Origin of the sequence: Aeromonas sp. 1HA1 (assembly GCF_029237385.1) — a bacterium.
Taxonomy (GTDB): domain Bacteria; phylum Pseudomonadota; class Gammaproteobacteria; order Enterobacterales; family Aeromonadaceae; genus Aeromonas; species Aeromonas popoffii.
Genome location: NZ_JAACGC010000012.1, coordinates 1 through 11,708, shown reverse-complemented (window position 1 = coordinate 11,708; position 11,708 = coordinate 1). Strand labels below are relative to the sequence as shown.

Here is an 11,708-nt window from a genome sequence, read left to right as displayed (position 1 = left end):
CTATCAACCCGTGTTGCGCATACCTGCCGCAATACCGGCGATGGTAACCATCAGCGCCTGATCCAGCTCGGGGTGCAGGGTCTCCGGGTTCTTGCGCGAGCGACCCAGCAGCTCGACCTGCAGTACGTTGAGCGGGTCCGTGTAGGGGTTGCGCAGCTTGATGGACTCCTTGATCCAGGGCTGGTCGTCGAGCAAGTCGCCCTGCGGGCGCAGCTCCAGCACCACCTGAATGGAATCGGCAAGCTCATGGCGCAGCTGTTTGCCCAGGCCCCACAGCTCCTTGGGTACCAGACGGGTGTCGTAGTATTCGGCGAGCCAGAGGTCGGCCTTGAGGAACACCATCTCCAGCATCTCGAGGCGAGTGCGGAAGAAGGGCCACTGGCGGCTCATCTCTTCCAGCACGCTCTTCTGACCGCCGGTGATGGCCTGTTGCAGCCCCTTGTGGGCGCCGAGCCAGGCCGGCAGCATCAGCCGGTTCTGGGTCCAGGCGAAGATCCAGGGGATGGCGCGCAGGCTCTCGACACCGCCGTTGGGCTTGCGCTTGGCCGGGCGGGAGCCGAGCGGCAGCTTGCCGAGCTCCATCTCGGGGGTGGCGGCGCGGAAGTAGGGCACGAAGTCCGGGTGGCCGCGCACTATGCTGCGGTAGTGATCGCAGGAGACGGTAGCCAGCTGCTCCATCACGGCGCGCCAGCACTCCTTGGGCTTGGGTGGCGGCAGCAGGTTCCCTTCCAGCACGGCGCTGGTGTAGAGGTTCAGGCTGTGAATGGCCACTTTCGGCAGGCCGAACTTGAAGCGGATCATCTCGCCCTGTTCGGTCACCCGCAGGCCACCGCGCAGGGATCCCGGCGGTTGTGAGAGGATCGCCTGATGGGCGGGGGCGCCGCCACGGCCGACGGTGCCGCCACGGCCATGGAACAGGGTGAGGCGCAGCTTGTTGGCCTCGGCCAGTGCCACCAGGGATTCCATGGCGGCGTACTGGGCCCAGCCGGCGGCCATCATGCCCGCATCCTTGGCGGAATCCGAGTAGCCGATCATCACGTACTGACGACCCTGGATGTAACCGCGATACCAGTCCACCGACAGCAGGCGCTCCATCACGGCGGTGCCCGCCATCAGGTCTTCCTGGGTCTCGAACAGGGGGGCGACCGGCATGCGGAACTTGCAGCCAGCCTCTTTGAGCAGCAGTTGCACCGCCAGCACGTCGGATGGTGCGCCGGCCATGGAGATGATGTAGATGCCGAACGCATCCGGGTCGTGTTGGGCGATCACCCGACAGGTGTCTATGGTCTCGCGGGTCTCGTCGCTCGGTTCCCAGTCGGTCGGGATCAGCGGGCGGCGGGAGTTCAGCTCGTTGAGCAGGAAGGCTTGCTTGTCGTCCTCGCTCCACTCGGCGTAGTCGCCCATACCGAGGTAACGGGTCAGCTCGGAGAAGACCTGACCATGGCGTTCACCATCCTGACGGATGTCCAGCTTGACCAGATGGATGCCGAAGCAGGCCAGCTTGCGCAGCACGTCCAGCAGCATGCCGTCGGCGATGTTGCCCATGCCGCAGGCGTGCATTGAGTGGTAGCAGAGCTCCAGCGGCTCGCGCAGCTGGGCCGTGGTCTTGACCAGATCCCGGCTCTCGCTCACCTGACCCTGCACCTTGGCGGTGAGAAATTCCTGGGTTTCGCGCAGCTGTTCACGCAGCTCGCGCACCAGGGCGCGGTAGGGCTCGGGGTGATCGCCCACCCGCTCGCGCACGGCGTCGGTGCAGTCGGACATGGAGAGCTCGGAGGTGAGCTCCTTGATGTCCTTGTAGAAGAGGCTCACTGCCATCCAGCGGCCCAGCTCCAGCACCTCGGCGGTCACCTTGGCGGTGACGAAGGGATTGCCGTCACGGTCACCGCCCATCCAGGAGGTGAACTTGACCGGCGCGGCATCCAGCGGCAGCCGCACACCCAGGTGCTGTTGCAGACGCTCGTCCAGGTTGCGCATGAATTCGGGAATGGCCGGCCACAGGCTGTTTTCCACCACGGCAAAGCCCCACTTGGCTTCGTCCACCGGGGTCGGGCGCTGCTCGCGGATCTCATTGGTGTGCCAGGCCTGGTTGACCAGCTGTTCGATGCGATTGAGGATCTTGTCCCGTTCGCGGGGCAGCAGATCGGAGAGTTCCAGCGCCTCCAGGCAGTCGTTGAGCTGGACGTGCTTGTGGATTAGGGTGCGACGGGTCACCTCGGTCGGGTGAGCGGTCAGTACCAGATCGATATCCAGCTCGCGCACGGCCTGGATGATGGCCTCCTGCGTCAGGTTGGAGGCCTTGAGCTTGGCGAACATCTGCTCCAGCGGGTCCGGGGTGCAGACCTGCTCTTCGCAGCGACGGGAGATGGTGTGGAACTGTTCGGCCACGTTGGCCAGGTTGAGGAACTGGCTGAAGGCGCGGGCTACCGGCAACAGCTCGTCATCGCTCAGGGTGCGCAGGGTATCGAGCAGACGTTCCCGGTCAGCCTCATTACCTTTGCGGGAGGATTTGGCCAACTGGCGAATGGTTTCGATCTTGTCGAGGAAGGCCTCTCCTTGATGATCCTTGATGGACTTGCCCAGCAGTTGACCCAGCATGCCTACGTTGGCGCGTAGCGCGGCGTACTTTTCGTTCATTCCACATCCTTATCTGGTTGGTGTCTCTCTCCATCCGAGGTGAGAGACAGCCTCACTTATTGTTGTGTGATTACAACATATGCTCCGTCATCTTAGGGCGACAATCTACCCAGATTATCTGCGCAAGGTCAAATAACAGGCCGATTCAGAACATGTATTTCCCTCACCTGTCCCGAGGCGGCATGTTATGTAACTTACTTACATTTTCGTCAACTCAGAGGCAAAACCGGCGGATCAGGTGTTGCAGCACCGCCGTGGTCGGCTTGACGAAGGAGAGATCCAGGTATTCGTCCGGTTGATGGGCCTGAGTGATATGGCCAGGGCCCAGCACTATGGTCTGGCATCCCAACTGCTGGATAAAGGGTGCCTCGGTGCAGTAGTTGACCGACTCGGCCGCCCGACCGCTCGCCTTCTCGGCCTCGCGCACCAGCTCTGAGTCATCCGCGCAGGCATAGGCGGGGATGGGTTCGTGCAGGTGTTGCAGGTGCAGGCAGCCCGGCTGGTGGATTTCGATGGGGGAGAGCGCCTCCTTCAGCATGCCCATCAGCTCGTCTGGCCCCACCTGCGGGGTGGGGCGCATATCTATGTGCAGTTCACAGCAGCCGCAGATGCGGTTCGGGCTGTCGCCACCCTGGATGTAACCGAGGTTCAGGGTCGGTTGCGGCACCGCGAACCGGTAGTCGGCATAAGTCTCTTCCAGATGCAGCTGCAGGCGCAGCACCCGACCCATGGCCTGATGCATGATCTCCAGCGCATTGACGCCGTTGGCGGGATCCGAGCTGTGACCGCTCTTGCCGGTAATGCGGATCGCCTCCGACATATGCCCCTTGTGGGCTACCACGGGCACCAGTCCGGTGGGTTCGCCGATCACCGCGTAGTCGGGTTTGATCTCGGCCGCGGCGGCGATGGCGCGTGCCCCCGCCATGGTGGTCTCTTCGTCGGCGGTGGCCAGGATGCGCAGCGGCTTGCTCAGCTTGGTGAGATCGATTTCTTTGAGCGCTTCCACTATGAAGGCGAAGAAGCCCTTCATGTCGATGGTGCCGAGGCCATACAGGCGGTTGCCCTCTTCGGTCACCTTGAAGGGATCTTTGCTCCAGGCGCCCTCGTCGAACGGGACAGTATCGGTATGGCCAGCCAGTAGCAGGCCGCCCTCGCCCTGGCCGATTGTCGCCACCAGGTTGAACTTGCCGGGCAGGTCCGGCAGTGCCGTCACCTCGCAGTGGAAGCCGAGCTGGCCGAACCAGTCGGCCAGCAGCCTGATCACCGCCTCGTTGCTCTGATCCCAGCGGGGATCCGTGCTGCTAATAGAGGGAATCGCAATAATATTCTTATAAAGTGCAAAAAAATCCAGATTGGCCATCAGCTCCTCCTTGCGTCCCCGGAACGTTTCTGTTAGAAAATACAAATGCAAAGTGAGTGCATGAATATTCTGTGAGTTTGCCTGAATTCGTGGCTCATCAACAAGGCTTCTAGTTGTAAGGGAAAGTTAATGTTCTGTCACCTGATCTATAACCGACGACACAACCCCGCCTGAATTGCCCCTCCGCACTCGTTGCATTGAAGGGGCGGTTCCTCACCCCTTGCACTGTCTGCAGCGCCATGCTGTGAATTTCGAACCCTGACTTGGAATACTCAATAATGCTTAACACCGTTATCGTCGGTGCCAGTGGCTACGCGGGAGCCGAACTGGCCGCACTGGTCCAGAACCATCCACAACTCAAGCTGTTCGGCCTCTATGTGTCGGCCGGCAGCCAGGATGCGCACAAGCCTTTCTCTTCTCTCCATCCCCAGTGGGTCGGTGCGCTGGATCTGCCGCTACTGCCGCTGGACGAGGATGGCATGACCCGGATCCTGACCCAGGCCGATCTGGTGCTGCTGGCCACCGCCCACGAGGTGAGCGCCACGCTTGCGCCCCAGTTTCTCGCCAAGGGTCTGCCGGTGTTCGATCTCTCCGGTGCTTTCCGGGTCAAGGATCAAGGCTTCTACGACAGCTTCTATGGCTTCACCCACGACAGCGAGCAGTGGCTGGATCAGGCCGCCTACGGTCTGGCGGAATGGAACAGCGATGCCATCGCCACCGCCCAGCTGATTGCGGTGCCGGGTTGTTACCCGACCGCCTCCCTGTGTGCCCTCAAGCCGCTGCAGCAGGCTGGCCTCATCGCCAAGGGGTGGCAGCCGATCATCAACGCCGTGTCCGGGGTCTCCGGCGCCGGTCGCAAGGCGGCCATCAACACCAGTTTCTGCGAAGTGAGCCTCACCCCCTACGGCACCTTCAACCACAGACATCAGCCGGAGATCAGCCACCACCTTGGCTGCGAGGTGCTGTTCCAGCCTCACCTTGGCAACTATGTGCGCGGCATCCTGGCCACCATCTATGTGCAGTTGGCGGATGGCGTGACGCCGACTCAGGTGGAGCAGGCCTACCTCAAGGCCTACGAAGGCAAGCCGCTGGTGCGCCTCACCGGCCAGATGCCTTCCATCCGTGGTGTGGCAAGCACCCCTTACTGCGATATTGCCTGGCAACAGCAGGGCAACATGCTGGTGGTGGTCTCTGCCATCGACAATCTGCTCAAGGGTGCCGCCTCCCAGGCTGTGCAGTGCATAAATATCAAATTCGGATTTGAACCGGCCACCGGCCTGATTTAAGGACTTAAGGAAGGATTGCAACGATGGACAAACAGACGCTGGTTATCAAGTTGGGTGGCGCCCTCATCGAGAACGACGAGGCGCTGACCGCCCTGTTCGCCACTCTCAAAACGTTTCTGGATGAACAACACAGACCCCTGGTGCTGGTGCACGGTGGCGGCTGTCTGGTGGATGACCTGCTCAAGGGCTTGGGTCTCTGCTCCACCAAGAAGAACGGCTTGCGGGTGACCCCGTTCGAGCAGATCCCCTTCATCGCTGGCGCCCTGGCGGGGACAGCCAACAAGCAGATGATGGCCAAGGCCATCGCCACCGGTATTCCGGCCGTGGGGCTCTGTCTGGCCGACGGCGGCTTGTGTCAGGTAACCCAGCTCGACCCGGATCTCGGTGCGGTGGGCGACTGCAAACCGGGTAACCCGGCGCTGGTGACCGGCATCCTGGGGCAGGGTTTCCTGCCGGTGGTGAGCTCCATCGGCATCACGGCCGACGGCCAGCTGATGAACGTCAACGCGGATCAGGCGGCCACGGCGATTGCCGAGGCGCTCGACGCCGATCTGGTGATGCTGTCGGACGTGAGCGGCATTCTGGATGGCAAGGGTAAACTGGTGCCGCAGCTGAACAAGGCGACGGCACTGGATCTGATGGAGAAAGGGGTGATCAGCGATGGCATGGCGGTCAAGGTGAAAGCTGCGTTGCACGCCGCTGAGACCCTCGGCAAGCCGGTCTGTGTCGCCAGCTGGCGCTACCCGGATCAACTGCTCAAGCTGCTGGCAGGCGGTGCCGTCGGCACCCAGGTCACCCTCTAACCCGGTCGTAACAAGGAACATCCGATGCAACATCTTCTGAAAGACAGCGATCTGAACAAAGCCCAGATCGAGGCGCTGATAGCGCTCGGCAAAGCGGTCAAGGCCGATCCGAAAAAGTACAGCCAGGCACTGGCAGGCAAGAGCGTGGTTACCCTGTTCGAGAAGCCCTCCCTGCGCACCCGGGTCACCTTTGACATCGGCATCGCCCGGCTCGGTGGCCACAGCGTCTATCTGGATCAACAAAACGGCGCGCTGGGTAAACGGGAGTCGGTGAAGGATTTCGCCGCCAACCTGTCACGCTGGTGTGACGCCATCGTCGCGCGGGTGTTCGACCACCAGACGCTTGTTGGATTAGCGGAGCACGGCACTGTCCCTGTGGTGAACAGCCTGTGCAACCTCTACCACCCCTGCCAGGGGCTGGCCGACTTTATGACCATTGCCGAGCACTACGACGATCTGTCGAAGGTGAAGCTTGCCTACCTCGGTGATGGCAACAACGTCAGCCACTCTCTGCTGCTGCTGGGGGCGACCCTGGGCACAGACGTGACCCTGATCTGCCCCAAGGGCCACGGCCCGGATACCCAGATCTTCCTGCAGGCGCAGGCACTGGCGGCCAAGTCGGGGGCGACCATCCACATCAGTGATGACGTGGCAGATATCGAAGGGTTCGACGTGGCCTACACGGATACCTGGGTCTCCATGGGCGACAACACCCCGATGGAGCAGGTCACCGAGCTCTTTATGCCTTACCAGATCAACCAGGCCCTGCTCGACCGCACCGGCATCCAGCATGTGCTGCACTGCCAGCCGGCGCACCGGGAGCTGGAGATCACCTCTCAGGTGATGGATGGCTCGGCCTCCCTCATCATGGACGAGGCTGAAAACCGGATGCATATCCAGAACGCCGTGTTGCTGACTCTGCTTGGCAATAAATAGCGGAATCAGTAACGCGGCACTCAATCTGAATCACGACACCTTTATCGAATCATCATGGAGAGAAGTAAAATGAGCGGAATCAACAAGATCGTACTGGCTTACTCGGGCGGACTGGATACCTCGGCCATCATTCCCTGGCTCAAAGAGCACTACGATGCCGAAATCATCGCCTTCGTCGCCGACGTGGGTCAGGAGCGTGACGATCTGGAAGGGATCGAGCAGAAGGCCATCGCTTCCGGTGCGGTCAAATGTATCGTCAAGGATCTGCGGGAAGAGTTCGTCAAGGAGTACGTCTACCCGACCCTGAAAACCGGTGCCGTCTATGAAGGCACCTACCTGCTGGGCACCTCCATGGCCCGCCCGATCATTGCCAAGGCGATGGTGGAAGCGGCCCTGGCAGAAGGGGCTGGCGCCATCTCCCACGGCTGTACCGGCAAGGGCAACGATCAGGTGCGTTTCGAAGGTGCCGTGGCGGCCCTGGCGCCCCAGCTGAAAGTGATTGCCCCGTGGCGGATCTGGGACATGCGCTCCCGGGAAGATCTGCTGGCCTATCTGGAGACCCGCAACATCCCCTGTAAGGCGACCCTGAAGAAGATCTACAGCCGCGATGCGAACGCCTGGCACATCTCCACCGAGGGTGGTGAGCTGGAGAGCACCTGGAACGAGCCGTCCGAAGCCGTCTGGCAGTGGACCGTGCCGGCCGAGCAGGCACCGAACGAGCCGGAGTACGTCAAGCTGACCGTGGCGCAGGGTGAAGTGGTTGCCGTTGATGACCAGCCGCTCAGCCCGCACCAGATCCTGATGACCCTGAACGAGCGTGCTGGCAAGCACGGCGTGGGCCGTATCGACATCACCGAAAACCGCATGGTGGGCATGAAGTCCCGTGGTTGCTACGAGACCCCGGGTGGCACCGTCATGGTGGCGGCACTGCGCGCCGTGGAAGAGCTGGTACTGGACAGACCGACCCGCGCCTGGCGCGAGAAGCTGGGTGCCGAGTTCTCCCACCTGGTTTATGACGGTCGCTGGTTCACCCCGCTGTGCAAGGCCATCGTCGCCTCTGCCAACGCCATCGCCGAGGATCTCGACGGTGAAGTGGTGCTGAAGATGTACAAGGGTCAGGTTACCGCAGTGCAGAAGAAGTCACCCAACAGCCTCTACTCCGAAGATTTCGCCACCTTCGGTGCTGACGAGGTGTATGACCAGAGCCATGCCGAAGGGTTTATCCGTCTCTACACCCTGGCCAGCCGGATCCGCGCCATGAAGGAGCAGCATCAGGCCATCGGTGGTGATCACACCCACGGCTAAGCTGACGCCAATCCGTTGATACTGGTGAGGGGGCATGGCCCCCTCTTTTATCAGCCCTCCCATATGGTGGGGTGTGAGCAGAGCGGCAGCGCCTCGGCCGCTTCTGTGAGATAACAGGCTCGCAGAAAAACAGGGCACGATTTCAAGCTCGACGGTGCAAGACGCCGCCGACAACGCATTCAAGGAGAGCAGTATGGCACTTTGGGGTGGACGCTTCAGTCAGGGAGCCGATAGCCGGTTCAAGCAGTTCAACGATTCGCTGCGGTTCGATTACCGGTTGGCGGAGCAGGATATTCAGGGCTCCATGGCCTGGGCCAAGGCGCTGGTGAAAGTGGGCGTTTTGACCGCCGATGAGCAGGGCAAACTGCAACAGGCGATGGAGGTACTGCTCGCCTCGGTGCAGCAGGATCCGCAGCAGATCCTCAATTCGGACGCCGAAGATATCCACTCCTGGGTCGAGAGTGCGCTTATCGCTGCCGTCGGCGATCTTGGCAAAAAGCTGCACACCGGCCGCTCGCGCAACGATCAGGTTGCCACCGACCTGAAACTCTGGTGCAAGGCACAGTGCGAGCTGCTGCTCGGCTCCATCAGTGCCCTGCAATCCGGGCTGGTCGCCTCTGCTCGTGCCAATCAGGCCGCTGTGCTGCCGGGTTACACCCACCTGCAGCGCGCCCAGCCGGTCACCTTCGCCCATTGGGCGCTGGCCTATGTGGAGATGCTGGAGCGGGACTACTCCCGTCTGCAAGATGCCCTCAAGCGGCTCGACACCAGCCCGCTTGGCTGCGGCGCGCTGGCGGGCACTGCCTATGCCATCGACCGCGAAGCCTTGGCACTCGACATGGGCTTTAGTGGCGCCACCCGCAACAGCCTGGATTCAGTGTCGGACAGGGATCACGTGGTGGAGCTGATGCACGTGGCGTCGCTCTCCATGACTCACCTGTCGCGCTTTGCCGAAGATCTCATCTTCTACAACACAGGCGAAGCGGGTTTTGTCGAACTCTCCGATGCGGTCACCTCCGGCTCTTCCCTGATGCCGCAGAAGAAGAACCCCGATGCGCTTGAGCTTATTCGCGGAAAGACAGGCCGGGTGGTGGGCGCCCAGATGGGCATGTTGATGAGCCTCAAGGCGCTGCCGCTGGCCTACAACAAGGACATGCAGGAAGACAAGGAAGGGCTGTTCGATGCCCTCGACACCTGGCACGACTGCCTCGACATGGCGGCGCTGGTGCTGATCGACTTGAAGGTAAATGGCGAGCGCACCATGGCGGCAGCACAGGGTGGTTATGCCAACGCGACTGAGCTGGCGGACTATCTGGTTGCCAAGGGGATTGTGTTCCGCGAGGCGCACCAGATCGTCGGCGAAGTTGTGGTTTATGCCATTGGCGTAAAGAAGCCGCTGGAAGATCTCTCACTGCCCGAGTTCCAGCGCTTTAGCCCGGTGATTGGGGCAGACGTCTACCCCAATCTGGAGCTGGAAGCGACACTGGCCAAGCGGGTCGCCAAAGGCGGCGTCGCCCGCGAGCAAGTAGAAGCGGCACTCACCGCCGCCGAGCAGTGGCTGGCCAAGCGCGGCTGATTAAGCCACCGTAATGTTACCTAAAATGGAAAGTGAAACGGCAACCCTAGATTGTCGTTTCACTTCTTACTAGCATGTATAAAAGTTGAATTTGCCTACCTTTTCTTTTTAATCTCTCTTTTTTCTTTTATTGATTCAGTTATTTCAGTTAACACGATTATCGACTTTTCTATATTGTTTGTGCGTTCAGCTGCGGTTGAACTATTTCTAGCTTCAATGGCATTTTCTAACATGGCTTTACAGGCGTGTTCAAAGTTTGCTTGCTGTCCCCTGTTTATTTTAAAATATGACTTTTGATACACTTCCTCATATTTTACTACTTGTCTGAAACGATGATTGTCATTTTTTACATTCGACAATAATCTGTGCGCTTTATCGAATATAATTGCAATTTCAGATGGACTTTTACTACCATCACAGGCAGCCATCAAAAATAATCTTGCTTGCTGCGTATCAATATTATCAGTGTGATAGTCTTTAGGCCTTTTAGTAGCGAAGTCATAAGCTGATGTCAAATGTTCTTGTGCCTGTAAAATATCACCAAAACTCAAGCGGCACATTGCGTACTGAACCCAATAATGTGGGTGTTGTCTTAACCAAGTACATCGTCTTTTTAACTCTGCAAAATAGTTATTTAGATGGCTTTGTTTCTGAGGTAATAGTTTTTCAACATTATGAAATGTTCTTAACTTTGAGTGAAGTCTTTTAAAGTGATACTCATCTCGATGATCAATTCTAGACATTATTTCAAGGCAATGTTCTACAACATAGTTCTCTGTGAACAAACTATTTATTATAAATAGACTTAAAATACTGGATTTTGTAACTATGGTGCTATCTGCATTAACTAAAAATAAACTTTTAAATGCATTGGTTCCTCTTAATTTTGCTGTAAATATATCCTCGTTACCTGCTATGTCGGAAATGTTACTCGGCTCCTTGCGTATACCGAAGACATCACAAAGGGCTATTGATAGAAGGGTTTTCTTATGTCGGTCATTTCTTAACAACTCATCAATCAGAGAGGATATGCGTCCTTTTATATCAGGGCTTTTCAGTAGTTCAAGTAGAACATTAGCCAGCTGAGAGTTGTAGGTCTCTCGTATTAACGTGTTTTTTCTTTCTTTTGACCAAGTAGCATACCTTTTCCATAGGTTTTGGTCATCTAGAATAACTATCAGCTCTCCAATTTCATCGTCAGATAATTTATCTAAACTCAAAACCCTAAGTTCAATACCGCACTTGCTAAGTTCCTCTATATTTGAGAAGGAGCTTACAGAGCGATCTGATAGTAATAGAGTAATATTATTTGGTAGAGTTGCCGTATAATAATCTAGAAAATCGCCCTGATCACTTACCTCATCAATAACAATAATGTGATGTTCGCCATTCTGAGCCAATATATCTAGGTCTTTGCATGCGTGACCTTCAAAGTCAGTCATCTCCCATACATTATATCCATTTAAAGCTAATTGAGCAGATACTTGGCTTAAGAAGACCGACTTACCATTTCCCAGGTCACTCTGTATAAAAACATGTTTCTTTTTCATTAGAGAGTTGCAAGTATCATCCATTATGTTTCTTTGAAACATATAGGGTATATTGAATCCCTTTTTAACAATTGTATCTATATCGCAATTATTGAATTTCCCAAATAAAAGCATTGATTGGGTTGATACCTGTCTCTTGATCAGATCTTGATCCCCGAAGCCATCATCTCTTTGGCGGCAATAAAGCCGTCCAGTTTACTTTGCAGTGTTTGCCAGCCTTCCCAGAGTGAGCTCCAGCCTGCAATCCCTGTTCGC

At 57.7% G+C, this 11,708-nt stretch carries 8 protein-coding genes; 5 read left to right on the top strand and 3 right to left on the bottom strand.

The annotated features are described in order from the left end of the window. Window positions 1-3 precede the first annotated feature (3 nt). Together ppc and argE are read right to left on the bottom strand one after the other, a co-directional pair. Window positions 4-2,637, bottom strand: a complete 2,634-nt coding sequence (gene ppc / locus GWQ22_RS06145) for a phosphoenolpyruvate carboxylase (RefSeq protein WP_275929762.1) — start codon at window positions 2,635-2,637, stop codon at window positions 4-6. A gap of 214 nt (window positions 2,638-2,851) precedes the next feature. After that, window positions 2,852-3,997 (bottom strand): acetylornithine deacetylase, encoded by a 1,146-nt coding sequence (argE, locus tag GWQ22_RS06140; protein ID WP_275929761.1) that lies wholly within the window; start codon window positions 3,995-3,997, stop codon window positions 2,852-2,854. 278 nt (window positions 3,998-4,275) lie between these two features. Here argE and argC point away from each other — a divergent pair, with 278 nt between their 5' ends. The 5 genes from argC to argH all read left to right on the top strand — a co-directional run bounded on the left by argC (window position 4,276) and on the right by argH (window position 9,903). Next, window positions 4,276-5,283 carry an N-acetyl-gamma-glutamyl-phosphate reductase gene (argC, locus tag GWQ22_RS06135; RefSeq protein ID WP_275929760.1) on the top strand — a complete coding sequence of 336 codons (1,008 nt, stop codon included), beginning with the start codon at window positions 4,276-4,278 and terminating at the stop codon, window positions 5,281-5,283. 23 nt (window positions 5,284-5,306) lie between these two features. Next, complete coding sequence (gene argB / locus GWQ22_RS06130; protein WP_275929759.1) at window positions 5,307-6,086, top strand: acetylglutamate kinase; 780 nt, start codon at window positions 5,307-5,309, stop codon at window positions 6,084-6,086. A 24-nt stretch (window positions 6,087-6,110) separates the two neighbouring features. Then, on the top strand, window positions 6,111-7,022 hold the full coding sequence (locus GWQ22_RS06125; protein WP_042038719.1) for an ornithine carbamoyltransferase: 912 nt from the start codon (window positions 6,111-6,113) through the stop codon (window positions 7,020-7,022). Window positions 7,023-7,091: 69 nt separating this feature from the next. Beyond that, window positions 7,092-8,327: an argininosuccinate synthase gene (locus GWQ22_RS06120; protein ID WP_275929758.1), complete on the top strand. Its 1,236-nt coding sequence runs from the start codon at window positions 7,092-7,094 to the stop codon at window positions 8,325-8,327. Window positions 8,328-8,520: 193 nt separating this feature from the next. Continuing rightward, on the top strand, window positions 8,521-9,903 hold the full coding sequence (gene argH / locus GWQ22_RS06115; protein WP_275929757.1) for an argininosuccinate lyase: 1,383 nt from the start codon (window positions 8,521-8,523) through the stop codon (window positions 9,901-9,903). A 95-nt stretch (window positions 9,904-9,998) separates the two neighbouring features. Here the strand turns inward: argH and GWQ22_RS06110 are convergent, their stop codons facing one another. Further along, entirely contained in the window at window positions 9,999-11,453 is a 1,455-nt protein-coding gene (locus tag GWQ22_RS06110; RefSeq protein WP_275929756.1) for a hypothetical protein, read from the bottom strand. Between the last annotated feature and the right edge of the window lie 255 nt (window positions 11,454-11,708).